Below are 24,858 nucleotides of genomic sequence, written 5' to 3' on the forward strand. Positions count from 1 at the left end.
GAGCGCAGGCGGGCGTGTGGCGCCCGCGGCGAAGCCGCGTCCTGGCATGCGAACCGGACGTCGCGCTTCGCGGTGGCGCACCCGGCTTCGCCTGGCTGTGAGGAGTGGCCGCTGCACCTCCCTAGGCTCCAGGGGTCATCAATCCAAAAGGAGCGGACCATGACTATGTCAGTCAGTGGCGCGAGCCCGGTGAGCTACGCCAGCACACCGTCGGCGCAACCGAACGATGCGGCTTCGTTCGAGCAGCTGTTGAGTCAGCTGGCCAGCAACTACGGCGTCTCGCCGCAGGAGCTTTTCAACATGATCACCTCGTATGCGAACCAGCCGGGTGGCGGCGGTTCGCCTGCGTACGGGTCCGCCGGTTCCGGCGGGGCGGCCGGGCTCGGCGGGCCGGCTGCAACCGGCGGGTCGGGCAGCGTGAACAACAGCGACATGCAGAAGGTGCTGGGCCAGTTCGCCGCCAACACGCTCAATGCCGGCCAGGGGATGATGAAGGAGGCGATGGACAACTTCTTCAAGGAAGAAGAGCCCGACGAGGACGATCCGGACGCGGAGTCGCTGTGATGAAAGCGGCTTGCACTTACCGCCGCCGTGCGGTGGCAGCCGCCTGCGTGGCCTTGGCCGCGGCATGGTGTGGTGCTGCGGGCGAAGCCCACGCACAGGCCACGCAGGGCAGCGTGGTGCAGGCCGCGCCGCAAACGCGTGCCTTGCGCGGCGCTGTCGCACGCGGCGGCCGCGAAAAGCGCTTCGTCTATCGCGCCGAAGGCCGGCGCCTGGCCGACGTGCTGCAGGACTTTGCCGCCAGCCAGGGCTTGCCCGGCGTGGTGGGCGACGGTGTGGAAGGCGTGGTCAATGCCAGTTTCGACACCACGCCCGAGAACTTCCTGAGCGCCATCTCCAAGGCCTACGGGATCCTCTGGTACCACGACGGCACGGCGCTCTACTTCTACCCGGCCAAGGCCGTGCAAAGCCGGCTGTTCCGCCTGAAGGGCTACAGCCGCAAGGAGGTCACCAGCCTGCTGGAGTCGCTCAACCTCGGCGACAAGCGGTTTGCGCTGAAGTTCGACGACGCGCAGCGCACGCTGCTGGTCTACGGGCCGCCGCGTCACATCGAGCTGGTGGCGCAGGCGCTGGACTCGCTCGACCAGGGCGCCAGCGAAGGCAACGAGCGCGTGGTGCGGGTGTTCCCGCTGCGCTTCGCCTCGGCCGGCGACCGCGGGCTGGGCGAGGTCAACGTGCCCGGCGTCGCGTCGATCCTGCGCGGGCTGTATTCGCGAACCGGCGCTGAAGCCGGCGCGGGCGACTCGCAGGGGTCGCGGCCGGTGAGCCACAAGATCAAGTCGATGCAGGCGCTGTACGGCAGCGGCAAGATGATGCCGGACCTGCCGTCCGCATCGAACGAGAGCCTGCCCCCGCCTGACAAGTCGGGCGCAGGCATCAGCACGCGCTCGCTGCGCAGCCCCGTCAACTTCGAGGAAGACCAGCCCAACTTCGAGGCCGACGAAGGCACCAACTCGGTCATCGTGCAGGGCCGCGCCTACCGCATGCGCGAGTACGAGGCGCTGATCCGCCGGCTCGACCAGCGGCCGGTGCTGGTGGAACTCGAGGCCATGATCATCGACGTGAGCGAGGACAACGTGCGCTCGCTCGGCATCGACTGGTCGGTGCAGGGCTCGCGCGGCCAGTTCTCGGTGAACTCGCCTGGCGACGCGCCGCCACAGGTGGGCAGCGGCCAGGGCCTGCTCGGCAACGGCACCTACACCATCGGCACCCTGGTGGCCGACGCCGGGCGGCAGCTGCTCATGCGCATCAATGCCCTGCAGGGCGAAGGCAAGGCCCGCGTGGTCTCCAAGCCTTCGGTGCTGGGCGTGGCCAACCGGCCTGCGGTGATGAAGGAAAAGCGCGTCGCCACCATCCGGGTGGCGGGCAACCTCGACGCGAAGCTGTTCCAGATCGAAGCCGGGACGCTGCTGCAGGTGACGCCGCAGGTCGTCTCTGGCGAGGGCGGCAACCAGATCAAGATGTCGCTCTACATCGAGGACGGCAACTTCGAAGCCGGCTCGGTCGACCAGGTGCCGGTGCTCAAGAAGACGGAGATCCGCACCGAGGCCCATGTCAGGGAAGGCGAGAGCCTGCTCATCGGCGGCCTGATGGTCGAGGCCAGCACCGACCAGCAGTCGGGCGTGCCGGGGCTGCGCAGCATCCCGCTGGTGGGCGGCCTGTTCCGCTGGAACGGCAATCGCTCCACGCGCACCGAGCGGCTGTTCCTCATCACGCCCAAGCTGGTGGGAGGTGCCGCGGCACTCCCGGCCCCGGTTGCTCCCGCCGTCGAACCGCAAGGCGAGCCCGCTGCCCAGCCGCTTGGCGGCGACGCACGCGGCACGCAGCGCGTCGCCCGCAACAACAACCGCTGAGAGGTTCGCAAATCATGAAGCAGCTTCGCGTATTGACCGGTCGGCATGCAGGGGTGGACCTATTGTTGAGTGCATCGAAGTACCGCATCGCCGCAGACGAGCAAGCAGACATCCAGCTCGTCGACTGGCAGGCGGAACCCCTGAACCTGGAACTCTTGGAAGAAGGCAACTTGGTCACCATCGCCAACACGCAGCAAGCTGACGCCGCAGACGCCACCAGCGGCGCCGCGACGCCGGAGTCCTTCGTGGACTTCGAGCCGCGACGCTTCGGCGACGTGGTGCTGTGCGTGGGCCCGGCCGATGTGGCGTGGCCTTCCGACGTGGAGCTGCTCGAGCGACTGATGCGCCCGGTCAAGAAGATGGCCGAGGCAGTGAAGGAAGCCCGGCCCTCGCGGGTGGCGCGCGCCGCGGTGGTGTTCGCTGCGGTGGCCACGCTGGCCGTCGGCGGCGCCTTTGCCTCGGTGGTGTGGCACAACACGCAGGCCGCAAAGGACAAGGTGCAGCCCGAGCCGCTGGTGGGCCGGGTGTACCGCGCGGTGTCGGGCACCACGCTGCAAGGCATCTCGGTGCGCCCGGCGGGCGAGCGCGTGATCGTCGAAGGGCTGCTCGCCGACAGCGCCGACGCGGTGGCCCTGCGCCAGCTGCTCTCGCGCTTCCCGGCAGAACTCATCGAACACAAGTACGCCGCGGTGCCGGAGATCGCGCAGAGCATCTCCGATGCGCTGGGTACGCCCGGCCTCACGGTGAGCTATCGCGACCGCGGCGTGTTCGTGGTGGGCGGCCGCGCGATGTACCTCGACAAGGTGCGGGCGGCCACCACGCGAATCGCGGCCGATCTGGCTCCGCTGGTGCGCGGCATCGAGGTGGCTGCAGACGAATCGCCTGCGCCCGACAGCGTGCCGGTGGGCGCGATGTTGTCCACCGACGGTCTGCAGTACGTGCAGACGCGCGACGGCGCCAAGCACCTTTCACTTTCTCCCGAGCCGATCGTCGAGTTGAGCGACGCGCCGGCGGTTCCCACCCGTTGACAACCCCTATCCACGGAGCACTTCCGACCATGAACGAGCAACTCGAGCAAACCGTATTCGGCGACCTGGCCAACCTGGAAAAGTCGCTGGCCGAAGACGCCTCCGGCGACCGTGCCCGTGCGCTGCTCGGCTACTTCGCAGACGTCGCGAAGTCCGCCGAAGCGATGCTGGCCACCGCCGCCGCCACCGAGCGCCAGCTGGTCACCCAGCTGATCGAAGGCTTCCACGCGTCGCAGCGCATCGTGCGCCACGTGTGGGAAACGCTGCACAACGCATCGCTGGCCGTCTGAGCCGCCGCACAGCAAGCAGGAGTACGCACATGTACGACACCTACACGCAGCACGCCGCCTACGCCGCGCCCGCCGTGGCGCCGGCGTCCGGCTACCCCGAGGTGTATCGCAACCTGATGACCATCGGGTTGCTGGGCGCGATCTACCGCAGCAAGGACGATGCCGACATCGTCAACACCGCGGTCGAGGCCACGCTCGACGACCCGAGCTTCTACCGCATGTGCCGCGCCATCGCGGTGGGCATGGGCGGCGACGTGGGCTATGCCCGCGACCAGCTGGGCAGCTATGTCGAACAGCACCCCGACGACGACAACGCGAAGGTCGCGATGGCTGTCTCGCTGATGCTGGGCGGCGACGCCGAGTGGAAGAGCTGGCTCGACAACGTGCTGGCCACCAGCTCCGAGCAAAGCGCCCGCGAAGCAGCCAATGGCGTCCTGACCTTCCTGTCTGCTCTGCAGCAGGCGCACTGAGTTCCCTGAAGGGGCCGATGGTCGGCCTCTATGTAACCCCCCCGCCGCTATCCGGCGGCACCACCCACGCGGTCCTACCGCATCTTTCCTAGGAGATAACCATGTCTTTCAACCCCGGCGGCATCGGCATGAGCTCGGGCACCACCGCTCTTCAGAACGGCGGCGCGCAACTCAGCGCGGCAGGTACGGCTGCAGCGTCCAAGGACGGTACCGACATGATGGCCCAGATCCAGCAGACGGCTGCCATGCAGATGAAGTTCCAGACCGAGATGGGCCTCATCCAGATGATCGTGAAGATGAACGAAGCCCTGGCCAAGATGTTCAAGGCCATCGGCGAAGCCATCAAGGGTCTGGCCTGATAGGAATCCGTCCAGGCGTGCCGGCGCGGCAGTGTCGAAGCCGGCACGTCTGATCGCCTCATCACTCATCAACACAAGGAAATCAAGATGTCAGTCTCTGCTGTTTCCAACCAGGCCCAGGCCTTCAACGTCTCGAACCGCGGCCCGGCGCTCAACGCCATCGCGAGCAGCCTCGACGCTGCTTCGCAGATGACGCAACTGATGAACGCCCTGCTGATGAACCTGCTGCGCTCCGCCCAGCAGGCCAATCCGGCAGGCATCGGCGGCCCCTCGCAAGCGGGCGGCGCCGGCGGCGCTGGCGGCCTGGGCGGCCTGGGCGGTGCCGGCGGCCTGAATGGCCTCGGCGGCCTGCTGCAGAGCTTCGCGCAACTGCTGCAGTCCATGACGCCGCTGCTCCAGGCGCTGGGCAACGGCGGCCTGGGTGCGAACCGGCCGGCCTCGCAACTGGCCAACGGCTTCCCCGGTGGCGGCCTGGGCGGCGCCGGCAGCCAGATCGGCGCGGCCCTGGGCAACGCGTTGGGCGGCGCTCCGGGTGCTGCGCTGGGTGCCGGATTGGGCGCCGCGGCGGGCAACGCTGCCGGCGCTGCACTGGCTCCCAACGGCGGGCTGGGCGTGGGCCCGGCCGTGGGCCTGGGCGCCGCCCCGCTGGCGCAGGCCGGCAGCCAGATCGGCGCGGCCGTCGGCAATGCCATCGCCGGCGCTCCGGGTGCCCAGGTGGGCGCTGCCGTGGGCGCTGCGGCAGGCACCGCACTGGCCGGTGCCACCGGAACCCCGTTGGCCGCCACCCCCGGCTTCACCCCGAACTCGGTGAACACCTCGGCCTTGCTGGGCAACATGACGCCGGAAGCCGCGCGCAGCTGGGCTCTCGCCAACGGCGGCGAGAACATGACCGCCAAGGATGTGAACCAGGGCATGGCGCTCTACAGCATCTTCAACACCGGCAACAACCGGGCGTTCTGAACCCGCGCCTTCGCAAGGCATGCAGCCAGGCGGCTGCATGCCTGTCCTCAGCGGAACGCGTTCCGTTGAGGACAGGCAATTCCTCCCACCTGGAGACCGCACGATGGACCCGTTTTTCACCCGCAAGCCCTTCATTGCCGCGCTGATCGAAGTCATCAGCACGGCCATCACGCACAACCGCCTGGAGGATGCGGAGACCGTGCTGGCCGGTGTGCGCGTGCTGCGCCCGCGGCTGGCCGAACTCGACACCTTCGAGGCCTGGATCGCCATCAAGCGCGGCCACTGGCAGGACGCCATCCGCACGCTGCACAAGCTCGACGCCACCGCCAGCAACTGGAGCCTGGGCAAGGCGCTCATGGCCTTCTGCCAGTTCGCCGTGGGCGACGCCGGCTGGAGCGTCAGTGCCAACGAAGTGCTCGAGGGCAACTCGACCGACGAAGCGCGTGGCCTCGTCAGGCTGCTGATGGGCAAGGACGGCGGCCCCGCCGAAGAGGCCGAGTCCACCTCGGCGCCGGCGGCCAGCTTCGCCGACTACGACCCGCGCTCGATGCACCACGCGGCATTCCTGCGCGCCTGAGCGGCACGCAGCACCGCCACACAAGGAGTTCGCCCATGACCGTCTCCGCCATCGGTTCAGTGACCGCCACCCAGGTGATGGACCAGGCCACCACACGGCCCGAAGCCCTGGGCAACCTCGCCGACCGCTTCAGCCGCATGGTGCAGGAGCAGCCTGCCGCGCCCACGCCGCACGACACCGAAGCGGGCTCGCGCTCGACCGTCTCGCACTTCCTCCAGGCGCAGGAAGGCGTGCTGCGCCAGACCTTCGACAAGGTTCGCTCGTTTTCGCTGGAGGCACCTGCGATGAACCCGAGTGAGCTGGCTTCGCGGCAGATCGATCTCACCTACCAGCTCGCGATGGTGCAGGTGCAGTTCAACGCCGGCGTCTACATCTCGCAGAGCACCAAGAGCGGCCTGCAGACGCTGATGAAAAACCAGTGACGCAGTCACCCGCCTCGCGGAGAACGACATGACCCTTCGAGACCAGCTTGCCCGGCTGCTGCGCATGGCCCTCATCGCCTGCATGGCGGTGGGCCTCGCCGCCTGCAAGACCGACCTCTACACCAAGCAGAGCGAGGCCGACGCCAACAGCATGGTCTCGGCGTTGCTCGAAAGCGGCATCTCCGCCGCGAAGGAAACGCCCGACGGCAAGACCTGGAGCGTGAAGGTCGGGCAGGACGACGTGGTGCGCGCCCTCGCGGTGCTGCGCGCCCAGGGCCTGCCGCAGGACAAGCACGTCAACCTGGGCGACATGTTCAAGAAGGAAGGGCTCATTTCCACGCCCACCGAAGAACGCGTGCGCTTCATCCACGGCGTGTCGCAGGAGCTGTCGTCCACGCTCACGCAGATCGACGGCGTGGTGACCGCGCGCGTGCACATCGTGCTGCCCAACAACGACCCGCTCGCGCCCGAGGCCAAGCCTTCCAGCGCGTCGGTGTTCGTGAAGTACCGCCCGCAGGCCAACCTCACCGCGCTCACGCCCGCCATCAAGAACATGGTGGCTCGCAGCGTCGAGGGGCTCTCGTACGACAACGTGTCGGTCACGCTCGTGCCCGGCGCGATGGTGGCGCCGGCGCCGCCGCCCGAATCCTCGTACCTGGGCTGGTGGATCGGCCTGGCCGTGGTGCTGCTGCTCTTCGGCGGCGCTGCCTGGGTGGTGTGGCGCCGGCCCGCCTGGCTGCCGCCGGGCATTGCGCAGAAGCTGCCGAAGGTGGGCGACACGCCCGCGCCCCAGCCCACCGCGAATGCAGGCACCGCTGCCTGAGACAAGCGATGAATGCCGCCGACGCAGGGGCCGGTTCGCAGGCGCTTGAGGCCGCCGGCCTCGCGCGTCTGGCATTGGCCTTCCAGTACCGGATCGACCACCTGCCCGATGGAGCAGATGCCAGCTGGCAGGCCCTGACCGGCGACAGCACCTTCTTCCAGCAGCTGCCGCAGGGCTCGGCGCGCCGCCGGGTGATGCTGCAACTGTTTCGCCGCTGGTGCGGCCCTCTGCCTGGCCTGCAGGCGCTGACCACCCCTGGGGGGCGGCTGGCCCTGCAAGACCGCCTGCAACTGCTGTCGCGCCTGTGCGCGCTCGCGTTGTTGAGCCGCCCCGGGGTGCTGCGCTGTTGTGTCGAGCGGCACTCTCGCCAGTCGCTGGAAAGCGCGCTCGGCCCGGCCGTGGACGCCTTGCGTGATTCATCGCACGAAGGCCCGGCAGTGCCAGGCCACGTGGCCGCCTGGGTGCCCATCCAATGGGCCTGCGTGGGCTTTGCCGACCTGTTGCACGCGGGCGCGTTGCCGCACCGCAGCCTGCGCCGGCTGGTGCGCCTGGCGCTGCCGGCGCGGTGGCCCGTGCCCAGCAGGGCGCGCGCGATGCTGCCGGTGCACGTGCCGACCCACGAAGCGCTGTTGCGCATGGAAAACCTGTTCGAAAGGGATGCGGCATGGTGATCTGGTTGCACGGCAATGCCGGCGGCGTCGGCGTCGAAGACGGCATCGTGCCCGCCGCCATGGCCGGCGGCGTGGCCGAACTCGATGCGTTGCGCCACACCATGGACGAGCAGCGCGAGCAGGTCCTCGCGGCGGCACGCGTCGAGGCGCAGGCGCTGCTGGAGCAGGCGCGCCAGGAAGCGGCACGCCTGCTGGAAAGCGCCCGCGCCGATGCCGAGCGCGCACGCCGCGAGGCCTACGACGCCGGCCGCCGCCAGGCCGCGCTCGAATGGCACGAGCAGCAGACCGGCAGCGTGATCGACAAGGCGCAGGTGCTGCGCAACATGCACGAGAAGCTCGCCACCATCGTGACCGCTGCGGTCGAGCGCATCGTGCACACGGAGCAGCGGGAGGCGCTGTACCAGCGCGCGCTGCGCAGCGTGCAGGGCCTGGCGCGCGGTGCCTCCACGCTCGCGCTGCGTGTCAACGCAGAGGACTACGAGCACGCACGCGCGGCCATCGAATCGCTGGCGGCCTTGCAGACGCAGGGCTTGCACATCGAAGTCAACGTGGACACGGCCCTGCCGCCGGGCGGCTGCGTGTTCGAGTCGGAGGTCGGCATCCTCGACGCCAGCCTGCAGACCCAGCTTGAGGGCCTGCGCGCCGCGATGGACCGTGCGGTGCGCAAGGCAATCGTCGACGGCGACGCGCCTGGCGACGGCGCGCGGCTGGCCCATCCGCCTGCCTCGGCCGTGCCCGATGAGGACGGCTTCGATGAGGACGGCTTCGACGACGCTGTCTTTGACGAAGCCTACGACCCTGAGTCGGCCTGAGCCCCCTTGGCGAGGGGCCGCGGCTTCGCCCGAAGGCACATCGCTTCGCGCACCGGCCTCGGCCGAAAACCGGCATCCCTAGGCTGAGCCGGTCGGAGTCGTCGAACTCCAACCGCAAGGACGAGCAGTCATGTCCAGCCTCAGCATCCCCGCCACGCCAGGCCGTGCGGCACCGCCGGACGCCGGCGATCCAGCGTCCCTCTGGCTTCACGGCGCGGCCGTCGCTCTCGGGGCCGACCCCGCCGTGGCGCGGGATTTCGCCCGCAGCGGGCAGCTGCAGCTGAACGATGTGCTGCTGTGCGTGCAGCCGCGCAGCCACCAGCCCGATGACTGGCTCGCCGTGGCCCGCGTGGAGCGGCCAGCCGGCGTGGCGCAGGAGCGCTGGTGCGACGTGCTGCTGGGGGCCAACGGGTCGCTGATGCTGCTGGCGCCCTGGGCCTTCGCGATCGACGACGCAGGCGCCGCGCTGCTGGTGCTGCGCGTGCCGCCCGCCCACTGCGACGATCCGCTGATGCTGTGCGGCAGCCTCTTCGGCCTGCTCTGCACCGCCGAGGGTCTGGTGCACGGCCTGGTCGAGCCGCGGGCCGCAGCGACGCCCGGGGCACGCGAGCCGGCCGGCCCCGAGCCGGGCGCGGCCGCAGACGCCGCGATCGCGGCATCCATGGCGCAACCCGCCTTCACGGCCGCCATGGAGACGCTGGTCTGCCGGACCGTCGAAGCCTTGGGTGGGGACGCTGCTACGCAGCGGCAGGCGCTGGCGCAGGGCTCGCTTCGCGTCGGGCCGGCCAGCATCGCCGTGGTGGCCGACATCGAAGGCCACGCATTGGTGCTGTCGGCCGACATCGGCCCGGCCACCGCGCTGGGTGCGCAGGAGACGGCAGCCGTGCTGGCCGGCAACCTCGACCTGCTGGCCCTCGCCGGCGTGGCGGTCGGCCGGCTGGCCGGGCGGCCGATCCTGAGCGGGCGCTGGGATGTGGAGGACGCCACGGATGAGGCCGCCGCACAGGCGGAGCTGTTCGCCGCCTGGCTCATCGACTTTGCCGAGCTGTCGCAGGCCCTCGGTACGGCCGCCGCCGCCGGTCGTCCCTTCCGCGAGAACGTCGACATCTCGCGCCTGCTCGACCACTCGCCCACCCGCATGGCCTGGAACGGCACGGCGGCCACGGCGGCCGACCTCGCCTCGCTGATGGTGCCGTCGAACCTGCGCACCGCGCTGTCGAGCTTCGGCGTGGCCATGCTCTTTGGTGCCAGCTACAAGCCGGTGAACCAGACCTACCAGGCCCATTCCGCCGTGCGCAGCCAGGTACGCACCGACGCACAGGCCCAGGCGCTGGCGGAACAGGGCCTGCGCGCGCGGCCCCTCAGCCGCTTTCTGTCTCGACAGGAAATGGTGCCGGCGTCGCCGCAGCTGTCGCCGCAGACGTCGTTCCAGAGTTCCGGCGGCGGCAGTTCGCCGGACCTGGCCAGCGGGCCGTCGCTCGCCAACATCGCGGCCGGCAGGCTGCCGGCCATCGACTCCGCCCGGTCATCGATGCGCTTCGACACCGACGGCTCCGCCGGCGGCAGCTTCCACTTCCCCAGTGAAAGCAGTACCGCCGCCCAGCCGGCGACGCCGTCTCTGACGCTGCGCGAGGCGCTGCAGAAGGGCGACTGACGACCGGCGTCCTTCGCGAGACGAACCCAGGCTTCGGCCGATGGCGCCGGGGCGTCGCGGCGCGGCCCTAGGCTCGCTGCGAACCGAGACACCTGACGATGAGCGACCTGAACCAATTCACCCGGCTGATGGAAGCCGAACTGGCCTCCGCCTCCATGGTGGGCCGCACCGGCAAGGTCACTGAAGTGATCGGCACTTTGATGCGAGTGAGCGGCCTCGATGCCCGCCTGGGCGAGCTGTGCGAGGTGCTCGACGACGACGGTTCCGTGCTGCAGACGGCCGAGGTCGTCGGTTTCTCGGGCGGGCGCAGCATCCTCTCGCCGTTCGGCTCCATCCTCGGCGTGCGCGGCGGCACGCGCGTGGTAGGGCTGGGGCAGGTGCTGTCGGTGCCGGTGGGTGACGCGCTGCTCGGCCGCGTGATCGACAGCCTGGGCCGCCCGATCGACGGCAAGGGCCCGGTCAAGACCACCGAGTACCGCCCCGTGTTCGCGCTGCCGCCCACGCCGATGGAGCGCGAGATGATCGAGCGCCCGCTGCCCACCGGCGTGAAGATTATTGATGGCCTCATCACCTTGGGCGAAGGCCAGCGCATGGGCATCTTCGCCCCGGCCGGCGTCGGCAAGTCCACGCTGATGGGCATGCTGGCGCGCGGCACGCAGTGCGACATCAGCGTCATCGCGCTGATCGGCGAACGCGGCCGCGAAGTGCGCGAGTTCATCGAGATCATCATGGGCGAGGACGGCATGGCTCGCTCGGTGGTGGTGTGTGCCACCTCCGACCGTTCTTCGAGCGAGCGGGCCAAGGCCGCGCACGTGGCCACTGCGGTGGCCGAGTACTACCGCGACCGGGGCCTGAAGGTCCTCCTGATGATGGATTCGCTCACCCGCTTCGCACGGGCCCAGCGCGAGATCGGCCTTGCTGCGGGCGAGCCGCCGGCACGGCGCGGCTTCCCGCCTTCGGTGTTCGCCGAGATCCCGCGCCTGCTCGAACGTGCCGGCATGGGCGCGCACGGTTCGATCACCGCGCTGTACACGGTGCTGTACGAGGACGAGAGCGGCAACGACCCGATCTCCGAGGAAGTGCGAGGCATCCTGGACGGCCACATGATCCTGTCGCGCAAGATCGCGGCGCGCAACCAGTACCCGGCCATCGACGTGCTGGGCAGCCTGAGCCGCGTGATGTCGCAGATCGTGCCCAAGCCGCACCAGGCCGCTGCCGGCAAGCTACGCAAGCTCATGGCCAAGTACGACGAGATCGAGCCGCTGGTGCAGATGGGCGAATACAAGCCCGGCAACGACGCGCTGGCCGACGAAGCGATGCAGAAGCAGGCGCAGATCCGCGACTTCCTCTGCCAGTCCACCGACGACCTGTGGGACTTCGACCGCTCGCTGATGTCGCTGGAGCAGGTGGCAGGGGCCTGACGGCGGCGAGGACGACATGGACGAGACCCTGGACTGAGGAGCTGCGATGGGTGGTTGCATCTCCAGGCCTTCCGTCGCCGAGAGCCCGACGGCGCCGGCCTTCACTTTCCCCCCGCCGGCCGCGCCGGCCGCCCCGGCCGCGCCGCCGCCGTCCGCGGCCGGCCCCGCGCGCCAGCTCCCCACGCCGCCGCCGCTGCCGTCCTTGCCCTCGACCGTGTCGCGCACGGCCGCCTCGCTGGCGCCGCGCCAGCGCCTCCCGCATCGCCACGAAGCGGGCACCCCTGCGGCCGAAGCCGCCGCAGGCCTCGCACAGGGGCGGGGCGAACGGCTGACGCCGGCCGAGGTGTCCGTCGCGGCCTATCTGCTGGCGCGCACCGCGACCGGCCGCACGGTGGACGACCGCGGGACGGTGCGGTCGCTGGTGGACGGTCAGCAGGCGATCGACGCGGGGGTGAGCGCGCTCCATCTCGGGCGTGGCAATGTCCGTGCAGACCTGCGGGCCAGCCTGGGCGAGGCCTACGTGGCGGTGCAGTTACAGCGCGATGCCGCGGACTTCCTCCTCCGGTCCATGGATTTCACGCCGGCTTTCGACGCAGCCGGCGCCAGCCTGCGCAAGAACATCAACATGGGCTTGCTCAAGAAGTGCTGGCCGGCCGATTTCGGCCAGAAGCTGCAGGAGCACTTTCCTTCGGAGGCGTCGGCAGAACGGGCGAAAGAATTCCTGGCCAGGGTGGTGGCCGCGCGCTACTACGGCGCGGGCAACTGCGGCGAGCATGCCCGGACGGTTGCCAATGCCCGCGCCGTCGTGCAGGAGCCGCCCGCGATGACGCGGATCGCCAAATCGCACTTCATGGACCATGCCTGGGCGGAGTCGATTGGCAGCGACGCCCGTCTGCGCCACGACGACGTGATCATGGACGGCTGGATGCGGACCGTCGCCCATCTGCGCGAAGACTCGCACTTCGGCTCCGTGGCCAACGACACGCGGTGGCAGTTCGACGCTGTGCAGGCGCGCTGGCTGGCGGAGGTGGCCGACCATGTGCAGCAGCGCCTGTCCCGTCACAACGCCCTCGGGTCCTTGACCCGCGCCGCTGAGAACGTCGTGCGCGAGAAGTGGGAGAGCGAAGACGTGAGCCAGACGGCCGACAGCAGCGTGCTGCCCAACCTGCGTGGCGACTTCCTCGACGACGCGCGGCGGCGCACCGTCAGCTGGCCCGTCCAGTCCCTGTTCATCGAGTTGGCCGGCGTGGCCCGGTCGATGGGGAAACCGGTCGCGGCGGCGACGAGCACCGAGGTCGCGGGCCAGGTGCTGCAGGCCTTCGATCAACTGCTCAACCAACCCAACTACGACATCTGGGCGCCTGTCATACGCCCGGCCGTCGAGCCGGAGCCGCCTGCGGCTCCCTCCCGCGGCGATCCGGCCCCGACCGAAGAGCGGTGAAGCGCGACCGCGGACTTCGGCCCGCAACGGATTCTTCGGATTCCGACTCGTCAGTTCGCTGGGAACCCCGTGAATTGGAGGCACCTACGGCCCACTGGTGTCCCCTGCACGTTGGAGTGGAAGGACGCCCGATGGAAAACGTATTGAGGAGAAGAACTGGCTTTTCCAATGCGCCAACCAGCAACGCCGGTGGCGCGCCACCCGTCAATGCCAAGCCAACGCCGGCACCGCGTTTGGACAGCCATCTGCCGCTGAATGGCAGGACCGGAAAGACCGAGGAGGGCGGAGAGCGTCCGCGTGCCGAACTCCCCGTGACACCGAGCCTGCCAAACGATTTGTGGTCCGAGATCGCCAGTCGTATGGATCGAGCGACTTTGGGGGCGTATCACCTGACTTCCAAGACGTCCGCTGCCATTGCCGCGGAGCACGTGAAGGAGCTGGTGGTAAGAAAGCCAGAAGACTTGATCCCGGCGTTGACGGCATTCAAAGGTGCTCGCATCACCCATCTGACTGCCGAAGGACTTGGTGTCGCGGAGGCACGGTTTCTGGCACGGTATCTGGCGGAGAACCCCTCGATCACCTCGCTCACCCTGCGCGGCAGCCGCAGTGTGGAAGGTGAAGGCGTGCAAGGCATCGGGAATGAAGGCGCGCAACTTCTGGCGGCCATCCCCTCGATCACCTCGCTCGACCTGCGCGACAACAACATCGGGGATGCGGGCGCGCAGGCTCTGGCGGACAGCCCTTCGATCACCTCGCTCAACCTGAGCCGCAACAGTATCGGGACGGCGGGCGCGCAGGCTCTGGCGGCCAGCCCTTCGATCACCACGCTCGACCTGAGCGAAAACATCATCGGGATTGCGGGCGCGCAGGCCCTGGCGGCCAGCACATCGATCACCTCGCTCAACCTGAGCCGCAACAGTATCGGGACTGCGGGCGCGCAGGCTCTGGCGGCCAGCCCTTCGATCACCACGCTCGACCTGAGCTCCAACAATATCGGGGCCGCGGCCGCGCAGGCTCTGGCGGCCAACCCCTCGATCACCGCACTCCGCCTGAGCTTCAACAACCTCGGGCCGGCGGGCGCGCAGGCTCTGGCGGCCAGCCCCTCGATCACCACGCTCGACCTGAGCGGGAACTCCGTCAGGGATGCGGGCGCGCAGGCCCTGGCGGCCAGCCTCTCGATCACCTCGCTCACCCTGACCGACAACGCCATCGGGCCGGCGGGCGCGAAGGCTTTGGCGGCCAGCCCCTCGCTCATCACGCTCGACCTGAGCGGCAACCACATCGGGGCTGAGGGCGCAGAGGCTCTGGAGGCCAGCTCCTCGATCACCTCGCTTTCCCTGCGCCGCTGCAACCTCGGGCCTTCGGACGCGCTGGCTGCGGAGGCCAACACCTGGTTCACTGCACTCGACCGAATCGGGGCTGCCGGCATGCAGGCTTTCAGGGAAGTGGGCGAACGATTCCAAGACCTGCTGTCTTGACGTCAGTCAACAGGCCAACGACGTCAATTCGCCTGATGGGGCACAAAGCCCGGTTGGCCACCCGAGTCCGTTCGGGCTGAGCCTGTCGAAGCCTGCGCTGCACTTCGACAAGCTCAGTGCGAACGGAGCTTGGCTGAGCTTTCTGCCTGATCAGGTCAATTCGTTCCCGGCGGTACGAGCACGATCACGTGGCACGAGGCCAAGGGCTGGGCGAGCATTGCCGAGAAGGCTGCTGCGGCCGTGCAGGAGGCGCGCGATGGCACCGAAACATGGTGCGTGCCGCGCCTGCTGGCAACGCTTCTCATGATCCACGCCAACGATGGCCGCAGGGCTGCCGCGCTGGAGGTGGGCCGGGAGGCGGAGGCGGCATTCGCGGCCGCGGGCGAGACGCTGGCGCTGGCAGGGGTGCGCAGCAGCCTCTCGTGGGTGCTGCGCGAGCGTGACGACGACACGGATTCCGTGCGGCGTTCGGTCGAGCTGGCCCAGCAGGCCGTGACCGGGCTCGACCCGCAGCGCTACCCCTACCAGACCGCATCCTCGCTGCACGATCTGGTGGGCGCACGCATCGCGGCCAAGGACTGGCAAGGGGCGCGGCGCGACGCCGCGGCGGCCGAGCGTCTCCTGCGGGCGCTGGACCTGCCCGCCCCCCTGGCATACATCCGCCGGCTGCAGGGCGAGATCGAGCTGCGCGACGGCAAGCCGGCACTGGCCCTGCGGTACCTGCAGGAAGCGCACCGCGCCCTCGCCGAGGCCCGCATCGACCAGCTGGTGGTGGCCACCGCGACGATGGAAGCCGAAGCGCTGGTCGGCCTGCATCGCCCAGAGCAGGCGCTGCGGGTGCTGGCCGATGCCGCGCCGCTGCGTGAACGGCTGGCGCTGCCGAAGACGGACGTGCCGTACTTCCGCGTCGCGATGGAGGCCCGCGCCGCGGTACAGGACGCTGCCGGCACGGCGGCGGCGTCGCGCGCGTACGCCGACGCGCTGCAGCGCCGCCTGCGCGACGAGAACCATCGCCTTGCCACCGAGCTGCAGGAGCGCTACGCCATCGCCCAGAAGGAGGCCGAGAACCAGCTGCTGCGAGGCCAGCAGGAAGTGCAGCGCATGCGCATGCTGGCGCTGGTGTCCTTGCTTGCCCTGGCGGGCCTGGTGCTGGCCGGGCTGGGCGTGCACCTGGTGCGCCAGCGCCGCCTGCGTGCCCGCCTGAAGCGGCTGGCCGAGGTCGACGAGCTCACCGGGCTGCCGAACCGCCGCGCGATCCTGGAGACCCTGAACGACGCCGCTGCAAGGCGGCGTGGAGGCCGCGCGATCGCGATGCTCGACATCGACCACTTCAAGCGCGTGAACGACCGCTACGGCCACGCCGCGGGCGATGCTGCGCTCGTCACCTTCGCGCAGGCCTGCAGCCGCGCGCTGCGCGAGGGCGACGTGATGGGGCGCCTGGGGGGAGAGGAATTCCTGCTCGTGCTGCAGCGTGCGCGTGCCGCCGAGCTGCTGCCGCTGTTCGAGCGCATGCGCGGAGTGCTGCAGGCCAGCCCGGTGGCGGGCATGCCGGAGCAGGAGCGGCTCAGTTTCAGCATGGGCGCTGTCGACCTGCCGGCCGAGGCCGACACGGAGGCTGCACTGCGCGCCGCCGACGAGGCGCTGTACCGCGCCAAGGCCGGCGGGCGCGACCGGATGGAGCTCGGCGCCGCGGCCGGATGATCAGGCGGTCCGCCGTCGTCTGGTCGACTGCCTCGTCACGCCGCTGGCGAAGACAGACGCCCTGAGTTGTAGTTCCACCGCAGCTCCCTGCCCGCGTCGATGTCGCAGGTCGCGAAGTAGGCATGGATGATGAGCGGCTCGCCGCGGCTCGTCTCGACCGCGAATGCGGCCGGCTCCACGTTGTAGCCGGTGTGCGGATGCCCCGCGAACAGGCCCTGCTCGTCGAGCAGGTAGTGCGTGTTCATGACGGCCATCATGTTCTCGCCGTTGATGCCCTTCTCTCCGGGCGTCGCCGAGGCGCTGATGAGGTAGCGGTCGTCCTGCAGGATGAAGAGGTCGGCGCGATCGAGGATCTGGCCGCCGTACACGCCCACGCACGTGCCCGCCTGGATTGCGGTCCTGGCGAAGACACCGCGCTGGCCGATGAGCCCTTGTTCATCGGGCGACTGCAGGTCTTCCGCCATGAGCTGGCGTACCAGCAGCCGCGACTGATACAGCGCCGCGCGCTCGAGCCGGCCCATGCCCGCCCGGGTGTAGGGCTCGACCAGCGTCCAGGGGTAGCAATGGCCCAGCGCCGAAGGTGCGCTGTGCGCGCCGACCGGGCGTACGTGCACCTCTTCATGTTCAACGTCGCGCCACGGGTAGTTGCCGCACAGCTCGTCGCGGAACTCGCGGCGCGCCACGCGGTGGCTGTACAGCTGCCGCACCTTCTGGAGCGCGGAGAAGAAGTAGCTGCCTCCGGCATGCGCGAGCCGGAAGCGCTGCATCATGTCGCCCATGTTGCCGAGGCCCGGCATCGCCGCGGGTTCCAGCTGCCCGGTGGCCTGCAGGTTCGCCGCGCGGGCCAGCAGGTCGGCGCCCACGAGCGTCTCGATCAGTTCCTTGGTGCGCAGGACGTACTTCAAGTGCGCGTCGCGCCGCTCGGTTTCCGTCGGCAGGGCCTGTGCCTCGGCATAAGGCCGGTCCAGCAGCGACAGCAGCACCTCTTGCTGCTCTTCTGGGTTTGCGGGCGCAAGAACCGTGGCCAGGAACTCTTCGCTGTTCATCGTTCAGATCGGGGTGTGTTGTTCCAGCCAAGGCTAGGCGGCCGGCGCCGACATGGCGCAGTGCAACGCGAAGCGGCGCCGCCGCCGGCGAAGCGGCCGATGCGTGTGGCGGCGTTTCGCGTCGGGCTTCCACGCTTCGCATGCCGGCCGTGCGTGCGCGCTGCGGCTTTCGACACTGGGGGTGAAGAGCAGGCGCCTTGTGGCGCCCCCGTCACCCCCCAGTCGAGGCACCACCATGTTCCACACCTCACGTCACGCCGACTCCGTGCTCGATGCGCTGCTGCAGTTCATGCAGGACCCCCGCGTGCGGATTCCCACCCCTTCGGGTTCCTCGATGCTGCCGGCGCGCGGCCTGTTCGCGGACGGCAGCGTCGTCTTCGCGCCGGGCATCGATGAATGCAGCCCCCGCCGCCTTGCCACCGTGGTTTCCACCGGCGTGCGCGAAGGCTGGGACGGGCGCTGGTGCCTGGTGCAGTACCGCGCCGACCGTGTGCGCGCCCTCATGCGCGAGGAAGACCTCGTGCAACCCGGCGACGACGACGAGGCCTTCGATTCGGTGCCGCGTGCCGGCATCCCTGGCATCACCCGGCACACCACGGTGATGGTGCCGCTTGCCTAGCGGCAGCACGGAGCTTCACCATGAACGTGCTGGACCTCATCCATCGCGAGCTGAACCGCATCACCGGCGACTTTCGAGCCTATGCCACGCTGCCCGCCGATGACGCCAGGCGCGCGCTGCGCGGGCTGGCCCTCGGGGGGCGCATCACGGCCTATCTGCATGCGGAAGAGCGTGTGCTCTATCCCGCGCTGATCGCGGTCGCGTTTGCGCTGCGGCCGGCACTCCTCGCACACCAGCGGCGCCTCAGGCGGCGCACCGGCGATGCGCTCGGGCGCCTGCGCAGGGGTGACGCGCTGGGCCATGCGGCCATGCTCAAGCTCGAACAGGAGATGCTGCGCTACGCGCGCTGTCACCAGCTCGAGCTGCTGCCGCGGCTGCAAGGCGTGCTGGGTGAGCGCGAGCTCAAGCTGCTCGGGGGCGAGATGCTGCTCACGCTGGCCTCGCACCGCATGCCCGAAGGCTGGCAGCCCTTGCCCGCCGCAGCGCCGGCATGGGCGCACTCGCAGGCGACTTCCCGGCGCAGGAGCTTCGATTTCGATGTCGAGCGCCTGCCGATGTTGTGTGACGCGGTCGATCCAGGCGATCTGACATCGATGCCCCGTCGCCCGGCACCTGCCGGCAACGGAGGCATGGCATGCGCGAGTTGAACATCGGCCCGGGCCGGCGCGCGCGTTGTGCGCTGGTCGCCTGCCTGCTGGCGCTGGCCGGTTGCGGCGGAAAGGTGGTGCGCACCGAAACGCTTGCGCGACCCGCGGCATCCCCGCCGGCGGCACAGCCGCCCCTCACCCTCACGCGCGTCAACGTGGTGGACGGCAATGCCTGGTCCGATGCCCTGGCGGTGGTGACCCGGTCGCTGCAGCAGGCCGCGCTGAGCAACGGTGATGTCGAGCTCATGCGCACCGCCGACAACCGGCTGAGGCTGCGCATCGACGCGGCCGACGCGCTCGACCGCCGCGGCGAAAGGCTGCAGCCGGACTTCCAGCGGTTCGCCGAAGACATGGCCGGCATCCTGGCGCCGCACCCCTCGGTGCAGGTGCAGGTGATCGGCTACAGCGGCGCGACGCAAGGCGCGGCGGCGCGGCAGGCCCTGGGTTGGGCCCGTTCGAGCCTGCGCGTCCTGGCCACCCATGGCGTGGGCGCTGAACGCCTCACCGCGCGTGTGCGCGGCACGGCCGAGCCGGAGCCGGGCAAGGCGATGGCGCCCGGGCGCTGCATCGAATTCGTGCTGTCCGATCCGCTGGTGCGCTGACCTTCGGTTGGTGGTGCATCGCTTCGTGCAACCCCGCGGCCGGTGCCCCAGCGCTCTGGAGACTGCCTCGGTCTACAACCGGAGATCCACATGTCTGCCAACTTTTCCCGTGTCGAGAGCGGCACGACCACTTTCGTTCCACCACTGGGGCAACCCGATCCTTCTGCTGACCTCAGCAAGCTGGATCGGATCCTCAACGGGCCGCTCGACAGCGGCATCCAGCGCCAGATGGCAGGCAAGCACCTGCTCGAGAACGCTGATCAATACGCCGACAGTCCTGTCGATTGGGAAGAGCGGCCCAAAGGCAAGGAGTACGACTTCTGGAACAAGGAGACGGGCGTCGCCGACAAGCCGAAGGACCCGCGGCTGAAGAAGGACAAGGGCGGCGAAGACGCCGGCAAGGCCGACGGTCCCGCCAATCCCAGGACCCTCGAGGAACACTTCAAGGCCGAGGACGCTGAGGCCAACAAGAAGAAGGCCGAAGCCTTCGGCGAGCAGCCCAAGCCCTACGACCGCGACAAGTACTACGACAAGAACAAGGGCCACCTCGACGCCGGCCGCGCGACCGACTGGCTGAACGAGAAGGCCTACGAGACCAAGGTCCGCGACAACGAGCGCGAGAAGCTAGGCAACGACGGCGGCTCCGGCAAGGCGAGCTCGGACGGGGGCGAGAGCTTCCTCAAGAAGCCCTTCACAGACCCCGAGTTCAAGCGCGGGGGGCTCAGCGCGGAAACGCAGTACGGCAACTACACGCCCAAGCTTCGCGAGGGGGCGTTCTCGAACGTGGAGGTGCAGCGGGACGCCTGGCACGCGGGCCACGAGCAGGTGAAGCGGCTGAACGGCGGTGAAGGCTATACCCAGACCAACCGCGGGCTGTGGACGCTGACCGAAGAAGCGAAGAAGGGGGGCACGGCCTCCTTCGGGATGGGCACGCGCGCCGAGTTCGCCAATGTCTTCGACCTGCCCGGCAGCGGCGAAGCCACGGTGCGCAGCAACGCCCTGGCCGGCTTCGAGTCGAGCGCCGGCGGCAAGATGAAGTTCAAGCCGCAGGAAACCAACATCAGCGCCGGAGCCGAGGTGCGTGCCGGCCTGTTCGGCGAGGTGGGCGGCAGCTACCGGCCGGTGACCTGGGAGCCGAAGATCTTCGGTGCGCCCATCAACCTGTCGCCCGAGATTGCCGGCGAAGGCCGCGTGTTCACCGGCGGCGAGCTCGGTGCCGGGTTCAAGGCCGGCTGGCGCCTCACGCCGGACCCCGCGACCGGCAGGATGTCGCCAGAAGCCGGCATCGAGGCCAAGGGATCGGCCTTCATCGGCGGCAAGGCCGAAGGCGAGGGCAGCGTGGGGCTGGCGGGTGTCGGCAACGTGGGCGGCAGCGTGGCCGGACTCTACGGTGTCGGCGCGGAAGGCAAGGCGAAGCTCGGCCTGGCGAAGGACGAAAAAGGCCGCACCAAGTTGAAGTTCGAACTCAAGGGTGCACTGGCGCTCGGCCTCGGCCTCGGTGCCGGTATCAAGGGCGAGATCAACATCGACGGCCTGATGCGATTCGGGGCCAACGTCGCGCGTGTCAACCGCGAGGCCATCCACAAGGTCAGCGAAGGCGTGAAGACCGCGGTCAACACGGTGAAGAACGCTGCCGAGAACGCGTTCGACCGCACCAAGGCCTTCGCGGAGAACGCAGTCGAGAAGACCAAGGAGGTTGCCAACACCGTGGTCGACAAGACCAAGGAGGTTGCCAAGACCGCCGTCGAAAAGGTCAAGGAAGTGGGCGAAAAGATCGGCGACGGCGTGGAGAAGGCCGCCAAGAAGGTCGGCAGCTTCTTCAAGGGCCTGTTCAAGTGATCGTCGGGCGGCACGCCGGCGCAACGGCGCTTCAGCGCGCGCCGCGGAGGTAGCGCCGGTTGCGCGGGCTGTCGGGGTCGTCGCGGTCGTGTTCCGCGGCTGACCCGGTCGTCCCCGTGACGGTGCTTGCGCCGGAGGTCGTCGTCGTGCGACCCAGCTCCGCGGGCGTCGTGGCCTTGGCGGCCGGCGCGGGCCGGCTCGCGGCAAACCGCGAGGACGCCTTCTGCACGGCAGGCTCTGCCGCCTCGGCTGGCGATGGCGCGGGCGTTGCGGACGTCTGCGCTCGCAGCGCCTCGCGCTCCTGCATGAACTGCTCGGCCAGTTCGGCGCAGTCGCCGCCGAGGGTGCCGCACAGCGCCACGACCGCGCTCGCGTATTCGGCGTCGGTCATCAGCCGCTGGACGTCGGCAGTGACCTTCTGCCGCAGCAGCGCCAGGCGCAGCCGCATGGCCAGCACCCCCATGGACATGTTCGAAGCCACGATGCGCTCGCTATTCGATCTGTTCGCCATGCTGCGACACGTCAAGACCGTCGAGTTCGTCACCGCGCTTCACACGGGCGCCGACGACGAAGTCCAGCCCCTTCATCAGCAACCAGCTCACGACGAAGCTGTAGGCCAGCACCGCCAGCGTGCCGATGGCCTCGGCCTCCGGGTGGCCGGCGCGGCCGGCGAGTTCCGGCCGCGAAAGGAAGGGCGTGAGCAGCGTGGCCACGATGCCCACTGCGCCGTGGATGGCGAACACGTCGAGTGAATCGTCGATGTTGAGCAGCGGCTTGAGCCACATGAGCGACACGAACGAGACCGCGCCGCCCACCAGCCCGAACAGGTAGGCGCTGTCCACGCCGACATACCCCGCAGCCGGCGTGATGGCCACCAGCCCCGCTACCGCGCCGGTGGACATGCCCACCAGCGTGGCCTGGCCCTTGAGCAGCCACTCGCACGACACGAACACCACGGCGGCCAAGGCCGCCGCCGCCTGCGTGTTGAGCATCGCCAGGCCCGCGGCCCCGTTGGCCGCCATGGCCGACCCGCCGTTGAAGCCGAACCAGCCGATCCACAGCAGTGCCGCGCCGATGAGCATGTAGGCCAGGTTCGACGGCACCATCGGTTCGCGGCCCCAGCCCTGCCGGGGCTTCACCACCAGGGCGCAGGCCAGGCCGGCGGCGCCTGCGTTCACGTGCACCACCAGGCCGCCGGCGAAGTCGCGCACGCCCATTTCGTAGAGCCAGCCCTCGGGATGCCACACCCAGTGGGCCACCGGCGCGTACACGAGCAGCGACCACACGCCGCAGAAGATGGCGGCCACGCCGAACTTCACCCGCTCGGCGAACGAACCGACGATGAGCGCCGCCGTGATCACCGCGAAGGCGCCCTGGAACGATGCGAACACCGAGGACGGCACATTGGGCGCAAGCGTGTGCACGGGCACCTTGCCGGCCAGCGGCACGAACAGTGCATCCAGGCCCTTGCCGACGAAGCCGAACGCCGGGTTGCCCGACGCGAACGCCAGCGCGTAGCCGAGCGCGAACCACAGCGCACTCACGACTGCCGCGGCAATGAACACCTGGGTCATCGTGCCGAGGATGTTCTTCTTGCGCACCAGGCCGCCGTAGAAGAACGCGAGGCCCGGCAGCGTCATCATCAGGACCAGCGCCGTGCTGGTGAGCAGCCAGGCGGTGTCGCCGGAGGAGATGTCCGCCGGTGCCACGCTGGCGTGCGATGCGGCGGATGCGGAGGCGGCCCAGGCGCTCAGTGCAGCGAGCAGGCCGGTGGCGGCGAGGCGCCTGCTGAGATGCAGGGCGAACGCGCTGAAGAATCGAGAAGACATGACTGCAGCCTGGCGGCGCCGCAGCGGCGGCACGCGCCATCACAAGATGGAGTGGAGGTGGCCACCATTTCAGCAGCGTCCACTTCGGGCAGTCATGTTCGAGGCATGCCCTATTCATGACGAAGCCCGGCGGGCATCGCACGTCTCGATGGAGCGCGTACTAGTTCACGCCGAGTTCACGCGGCCGGATGCGACGCCGGGCGCAGGTATCCGAGCCAGCCCAGGCCCATGCGCAACAGGCCCGGCGCCGCGGCCGCGGCAAGGCGGCAGGCCTGGCCCGCGAGCGCGAAGCGGCGCAGCGCGCCGGCCTGCATGTCGTGCCGCAGCAGCCGTGTGAGCAGCCGCACCACGTCGAAGCCGAGGTAGAGGCTCGCCAGCAGCAGGCAGCCGGCGCGGCGCGCGAAGCCCACCCGGCTGGCGGCCGCCAGGTCGCGCACCACGTGGCGATGGCCGACCTCCTCTTCGCAATGCCAGCGCCACAGCCTGGCTTCGCGGCCGCCAGCATCGACGCTCAGCCAGACCCGGCCCCTGAGCACCTCGACCGACAGCAGTGCGGTGAGGTGCTCGAAGGCTGCGGCGAGTGCGAGCCGGGTGGGCAGGCCCAGCGTGCCCAGCTCGGCGACCGCGGCTTCGATGCGAGCCTCCAGCTCGCGTGCCGGCAAGCCCTGCTGCGAGAGGCGTTCGTTGTAGAGGCGGTGGGCACGCTGGTGCGACTGCTCCTCGCGCACGAACTGCCGCGCCTGCACGCGCAAGTCCTCGGGGGCGCCGCGGCCGTGGCGCTCGTCTTCCAGCCAGTCGGCCACGGCCTGGATCACGAAGGCTTCGCCGCTGGGCAGCATCAGCGACAGCGCATCGAAGAAGCGGGTGCGCAGGTGGTCGCCGTTCCAGGGCGCCGGGGGCTGTGCGGGGGTGCGCATCGGACCGTGTTCAGAGCAGCGCCGTCACGAGGTTGGAGAAGCGCTGCAGCAGCGGCAGGGGCACACGGCGCCACAGCGGCCACAGCGCGGCCAGCGGCACGCGGGCGCGCAGCACGGCGCCATGGTCGAGCGACTGCTCGTGCGGAAAGTAGCCCGGCCGCACCGAGACGATCTTCCTGAAGCCCTTGCGGTGGTAGTAGCGCAGCTGCGGATCCAGCGGCAGGCCACCGCGCCGCAGGCGCGCGTAGTGATCGGCGGCAAGTTGCCGTTCCAGCTCGCACGCGCGGCGAAATCCCGGCATCGGCGAGCCGAGGTAGATGTCACGCCAGCCTTGCTTGAGCGCATGGGGCCAGAAGAAGCGGATCAGGCTCCATGCCGCAGCGCCGTCCACGCTGGTGAGGCTGATGCCGAACAGGCTGTGCATGCGCTGGTGCCGGGGCGAAGGCTGGTCGTCGAGGCGGGCGCAGTCTTCCCAGCAGCGTGCGCGCTTCACGGCTTCGGGCGAAGTCGGCTTCATGAACAGCGAGGCCAGGGCCGCGCCGGTCTCGGCGCAGAACGCGCCGACGCACAGCTGCGGATAGGCATCGATGCGCTTGTGCATCGTGGCCGCATCGGCGGCCTGGCGGGCCGTCCATTGGCGCGCTTCGAGGGCCAGCAGCGCCGGCACGTCGGCCGGCTGAAGGAAACGGGTGACGATGGAGCGCGTTGCGTCGGCGCTTGAAATGACGGCGGCGGTGGACATGCGGAGGTGGGGGCGCAGAACGCCGGCATCTTTCCTCCGCCGCGTGACATGGGCGTTAAGCGATCGTGACAGTCACGGCCGCCCGCCAACAGGCAA

General features: G+C 69.6%; 26 protein-coding genes. 21 read left to right on the forward strand and 5 right to left on the reverse strand.

Annotated features, from left to right (window positions below):
- The first annotated feature begins 159 nt into the window (after positions 1-159).
- The 17 genes from E8D38_RS20425 (at position 160) to E8D38_RS20505 (ending at position 16,521) form a co-directional block, all read left to right on the forward strand.
- Complete coding sequence (locus E8D38_RS20425) at positions 160-564, forward strand: hypothetical protein (RefSeq protein WP_140634993.1); 405 nt, start codon at positions 160-162, stop codon at positions 562-564.
- Positions 564-2,414: a type III secretion system outer membrane ring subunit SctC gene (sctC, locus tag E8D38_RS20430; RefSeq protein WP_140634995.1), complete on the forward strand. Its 1,851-nt coding sequence runs from the start codon at positions 564-566 to the stop codon at positions 2,412-2,414. The genes E8D38_RS20425 and sctC overlap by 1 nt, the downstream gene beginning before the upstream one ends.
- Positions 2,415-2,428: 14 nt before the next feature.
- A complete protein-coding gene (hrpD5, locus tag E8D38_RS20435; protein WP_140634997.1) occupies positions 2,429-3,442 on the forward strand; it encodes an HrpD5 family protein in 1,014 nt (337 codons plus the stop codon).
- Between the two features lie 29 nt (positions 3,443-3,471).
- Positions 3,472-3,732 (forward strand): hypothetical protein, encoded by a 261-nt coding sequence (locus E8D38_RS20440; RefSeq protein WP_140634999.1) that lies wholly within the window; start codon positions 3,472-3,474, stop codon positions 3,730-3,732.
- A 29-nt stretch (positions 3,733-3,761) separates the two neighbouring features.
- Positions 3,762-4,202 (forward strand): hypothetical protein, encoded by a 441-nt coding sequence (locus tag E8D38_RS20445; RefSeq protein WP_140635001.1) that lies wholly within the window; start codon positions 3,762-3,764, stop codon positions 4,200-4,202.
- A 101-nt stretch (positions 4,203-4,303) separates the two neighbouring features.
- Positions 4,304-4,561 carry a hypothetical protein gene (locus E8D38_RS20450; RefSeq protein ID WP_140635003.1) on the forward strand — a complete coding sequence of 86 codons (258 nt, stop codon included), beginning with the start codon at positions 4,304-4,306 and terminating at the stop codon, positions 4,559-4,561.
- A gap of 87 nt (positions 4,562-4,648) precedes the next feature.
- Positions 4,649-5,521 carry a hypothetical protein gene (locus tag E8D38_RS20455; protein ID WP_140635005.1) on the forward strand — a complete coding sequence of 291 codons (873 nt, stop codon included), beginning with the start codon at positions 4,649-4,651 and terminating at the stop codon, positions 5,519-5,521.
- A 103-nt stretch (positions 5,522-5,624) separates the two neighbouring features.
- Positions 5,625-6,098 carry an HrpB1 family type III secretion system apparatus protein gene (locus E8D38_RS20460; RefSeq protein WP_181179303.1) on the forward strand — a complete coding sequence of 158 codons (474 nt, stop codon included), beginning with the start codon at positions 5,625-5,627 and terminating at the stop codon, positions 6,096-6,098.
- A gap of 35 nt (positions 6,099-6,133) precedes the next feature.
- Complete coding sequence (locus E8D38_RS20465) at positions 6,134-6,520, forward strand: hypothetical protein (RefSeq protein ID WP_140635009.1); 387 nt, start codon at positions 6,134-6,136, stop codon at positions 6,518-6,520.
- Between the two features lie 28 nt (positions 6,521-6,548).
- Entirely contained in the window at positions 6,549-7,343 is a 795-nt protein-coding gene (gene sctJ, locus E8D38_RS20470; protein WP_140635011.1) for a type III secretion system inner membrane ring lipoprotein SctJ, read from the forward strand.
- A gap of 8 nt (positions 7,344-7,351) precedes the next feature.
- Complete coding sequence (locus E8D38_RS20475; protein ID WP_140635013.1) at positions 7,352-8,014, forward strand: type III secretion protein HrpB4; 663 nt, start codon at positions 7,352-7,354, stop codon at positions 8,012-8,014.
- Positions 8,008-8,826 (forward strand): type III secretion system stator protein SctL, encoded by an 819-nt coding sequence (sctL, locus tag E8D38_RS20480; RefSeq protein WP_181179305.1) that lies wholly within the window; start codon positions 8,008-8,010, stop codon positions 8,824-8,826. The genes E8D38_RS20475 and sctL overlap by 7 nt, the downstream gene beginning before the upstream one ends.
- A 130-nt stretch (positions 8,827-8,956) precedes the next feature.
- Positions 8,957-10,480, forward strand: a complete 1,524-nt coding sequence (locus tag E8D38_RS20485; RefSeq protein WP_140635017.1) for a hypothetical protein — start codon at positions 8,957-8,959, stop codon at positions 10,478-10,480.
- A 98-nt stretch (positions 10,481-10,578) separates the two neighbouring features.
- Complete coding sequence (sctN, locus tag E8D38_RS20490; RefSeq protein WP_140635019.1) at positions 10,579-11,901, forward strand: type III secretion system ATPase SctN; 1,323 nt, start codon at positions 10,579-10,581, stop codon at positions 11,899-11,901.
- Between the two features lie 46 nt (positions 11,902-11,947).
- Complete coding sequence (locus tag E8D38_RS20495) at positions 11,948-13,342, forward strand: hypothetical protein (protein WP_140635021.1); 1,395 nt, start codon at positions 11,948-11,950, stop codon at positions 13,340-13,342.
- Between the two features lie 131 nt (positions 13,343-13,473).
- On the forward strand, positions 13,474-14,820 hold the full coding sequence (locus E8D38_RS20500) for a leucine-rich repeat domain-containing protein (RefSeq protein ID WP_140635023.1): 1,347 nt from the start codon (positions 13,474-13,476) through the stop codon (positions 14,818-14,820).
- A gap of 303 nt (positions 14,821-15,123) precedes the next feature.
- Positions 15,124-16,521, forward strand: coding sequence for a GGDEF domain-containing protein (locus E8D38_RS20505; RefSeq protein WP_140635025.1), 1,398 nt, complete (start codon positions 15,124-15,126; stop codon positions 16,519-16,521).
- A gap of 35 nt (positions 16,522-16,556) precedes the next feature.
- On the opposite strand, the gene E8D38_RS20510 is transcribed toward E8D38_RS20505, so the two are convergent.
- Positions 16,557-17,567, reverse strand: coding sequence for an SET domain-containing protein (locus E8D38_RS20510; RefSeq protein WP_140635027.1), 1,011 nt, complete (start codon positions 17,565-17,567; stop codon positions 16,557-16,559).
- Positions 17,568-17,802: 235 nt separating this feature from the next.
- Between E8D38_RS20510 and E8D38_RS20515 the strand changes: the two genes are divergently transcribed.
- The 4 genes from E8D38_RS20515 to E8D38_RS20530 all read left to right on the forward strand — a co-directional run bounded on the left by E8D38_RS20515 (position 17,803) and on the right by E8D38_RS20530 (position 21,274).
- Positions 17,803-18,186: a hypothetical protein gene (locus E8D38_RS20515; protein ID WP_140635029.1), complete on the forward strand. Its 384-nt coding sequence runs from the start codon at positions 17,803-17,805 to the stop codon at positions 18,184-18,186.
- Positions 18,187-18,206: 20 nt separating this feature from the next.
- Complete coding sequence (locus E8D38_RS20520) at positions 18,207-18,833, forward strand: hypothetical protein (protein ID WP_140635031.1); 627 nt, start codon at positions 18,207-18,209, stop codon at positions 18,831-18,833.
- The gene (locus tag E8D38_RS20525; protein ID WP_140635033.1) at positions 18,821-19,435 is read left to right on the forward strand and encodes an OmpA family protein; all 615 of its coding nucleotides are present in this window, start codon (positions 18,821-18,823) and stop codon (positions 19,433-19,435) included. The genes E8D38_RS20520 and E8D38_RS20525 overlap by 13 nt, the downstream gene beginning before the upstream one ends.
- A 90-nt stretch (positions 19,436-19,525) precedes the next feature.
- Positions 19,526-21,274 (forward strand): hypothetical protein, encoded by a 1,749-nt coding sequence (locus E8D38_RS20530; RefSeq protein WP_140635035.1) that lies wholly within the window; start codon positions 19,526-19,528, stop codon positions 21,272-21,274.
- A gap of 31 nt (positions 21,275-21,305) precedes the next feature.
- Here E8D38_RS20530 and E8D38_RS20535 read toward each other — a convergent pair whose 3' ends face one another.
- From E8D38_RS20535 to E8D38_RS20550, 4 genes are all read right to left on the reverse strand, one after another.
- Positions 21,306-21,785: a hypothetical protein gene (locus E8D38_RS20535; protein ID WP_140635037.1), complete on the reverse strand. Its 480-nt coding sequence runs from the start codon at positions 21,783-21,785 to the stop codon at positions 21,306-21,308.
- Positions 21,766-23,103 (reverse strand): ammonium transporter, encoded by a 1,338-nt coding sequence (locus E8D38_RS20540; protein ID WP_140635039.1) that lies wholly within the window; start codon positions 23,101-23,103, stop codon positions 21,766-21,768. The genes E8D38_RS20535 and E8D38_RS20540 overlap by 20 nt, the downstream gene beginning before the upstream one ends.
- 176 nt (positions 23,104-23,279) lie before the next feature.
- A complete protein-coding gene (locus E8D38_RS20545; protein WP_140635041.1) occupies positions 23,280-24,020 on the reverse strand; it encodes a metal-dependent hydrolase in 741 nt (246 codons plus the stop codon).
- Positions 24,021-24,030: 10 nt separating this feature from the next.
- Positions 24,031-24,762, reverse strand: coding sequence for a hypothetical protein (locus E8D38_RS20550; RefSeq protein ID WP_219851807.1), 732 nt, complete (start codon positions 24,760-24,762; stop codon positions 24,031-24,033).
- Positions 24,763-24,858 lie beyond the last annotated feature (96 nt).

The sequence above is a fragment of the Methylibium rhizosphaerae genome, assembly GCF_006386545.1.
GTDB lineage: Bacteria > Pseudomonadota > Gammaproteobacteria > Burkholderiales > Burkholderiaceae_C > Pseudorivibacter > Pseudorivibacter rhizosphaerae.

Coding starts and splice junctions, on each gene's coding strand:
- E8D38_RS20530 (WP_140635035.1), top strand. CDS start 19,526: ATGTCTGCCAACTTTTCCCGTGTCGAGAGCGGCACGACCACTTTCGTT.
- E8D38_RS20500 (WP_140635023.1), top strand. CDS start 13,474: ATGGAAAACGTATTGAGGAGAAGAACTGGCTTTTCCAATGCGCCAACC.
- sctL (WP_181179305.1), top strand. CDS start 8,008: ATGGTGATCTGGTTGCACGGCAATGCCGGCGGCGTCGGCGTCGAAGAC.
- E8D38_RS20520 (WP_140635031.1), top strand. CDS start 18,207: ATGAACGTGCTGGACCTCATCCATCGCGAGCTGAACCGCATCACCGGC.
- E8D38_RS20525 (WP_140635033.1), top strand. CDS start 18,821: ATGCGCGAGTTGAACATCGGCCCGGGCCGGCGCGCGCGTTGTGCGCTG.
- sctC (WP_140634995.1), top strand. CDS start 564: ATGAAAGCGGCTTGCACTTACCGCCGCCGTGCGGTGGCAGCCGCCTGC.
- E8D38_RS20465 (WP_140635009.1), top strand. CDS start 6,134: ATGACCGTCTCCGCCATCGGTTCAGTGACCGCCACCCAGGTGATGGAC.
- E8D38_RS20550 (WP_219851807.1), bottom strand. CDS start 24,762: ATGTCCACCGCCGCCGTCATTTCAAGCGCCGACGCAACGCGCTCCATC.
- E8D38_RS20495 (WP_140635021.1), top strand. CDS start 11,948: ATGGGTGGTTGCATCTCCAGGCCTTCCGTCGCCGAGAGCCCGACGGCG.
- hrpD5 (WP_140634997.1), top strand. CDS start 2,429: ATGAAGCAGCTTCGCGTATTGACCGGTCGGCATGCAGGGGTGGACCTA.
- E8D38_RS20545 (WP_140635041.1), bottom strand. CDS start 24,020: ATGCGCACCCCCGCACAGCCCCCGGCGCCCTGGAACGGCGACCACCTG.
- E8D38_RS20535 (WP_140635037.1), bottom strand. CDS start 21,785: ATGGCGAACAGATCGAATAGCGAGCGCATCGTGGCTTCGAACATGTCC.
- E8D38_RS20515 (WP_140635029.1), top strand. CDS start 17,803: ATGTTCCACACCTCACGTCACGCCGACTCCGTGCTCGATGCGCTGCTG.
- sctJ (WP_140635011.1), top strand. CDS start 6,549: ATGACCCTTCGAGACCAGCTTGCCCGGCTGCTGCGCATGGCCCTCATC.
- E8D38_RS20425 (WP_140634993.1), top strand. CDS start 160: ATGACTATGTCAGTCAGTGGCGCGAGCCCGGTGAGCTACGCCAGCACA.
- E8D38_RS20455 (WP_140635005.1), top strand. CDS start 4,649: ATGTCAGTCTCTGCTGTTTCCAACCAGGCCCAGGCCTTCAACGTCTCG.
- E8D38_RS20475 (WP_140635013.1), top strand. CDS start 7,352: ATGAATGCCGCCGACGCAGGGGCCGGTTCGCAGGCGCTTGAGGCCGCC.
- sctN (WP_140635019.1), top strand. CDS start 10,579: ATGAGCGACCTGAACCAATTCACCCGGCTGATGGAAGCCGAACTGGCC.
- E8D38_RS20450 (WP_140635003.1), top strand. CDS start 4,304: ATGTCTTTCAACCCCGGCGGCATCGGCATGAGCTCGGGCACCACCGCT.
- E8D38_RS20440 (WP_140634999.1), top strand. CDS start 3,472: ATGAACGAGCAACTCGAGCAAACCGTATTCGGCGACCTGGCCAACCTG.
- E8D38_RS20445 (WP_140635001.1), top strand. CDS start 3,762: ATGTACGACACCTACACGCAGCACGCCGCCTACGCCGCGCCCGCCGTG.
- E8D38_RS20510 (WP_140635027.1), bottom strand. CDS start 17,567: ATGAACAGCGAAGAGTTCCTGGCCACGGTTCTTGCGCCCGCAAACCCA.
- E8D38_RS20485 (WP_140635017.1), top strand. CDS start 8,957: ATGTCCAGCCTCAGCATCCCCGCCACGCCAGGCCGTGCGGCACCGCCG.
- E8D38_RS20460 (WP_181179303.1), top strand. CDS start 5,625: ATGGACCCGTTTTTCACCCGCAAGCCCTTCATTGCCGCGCTGATCGAA.
- E8D38_RS20540 (WP_140635039.1), bottom strand. CDS start 23,103: ATGTCTTCTCGATTCTTCAGCGCGTTCGCCCTGCATCTCAGCAGGCGC.
- E8D38_RS20505 (WP_140635025.1), top strand. CDS start 15,124: ATGATCCACGCCAACGATGGCCGCAGGGCTGCCGCGCTGGAGGTGGGC.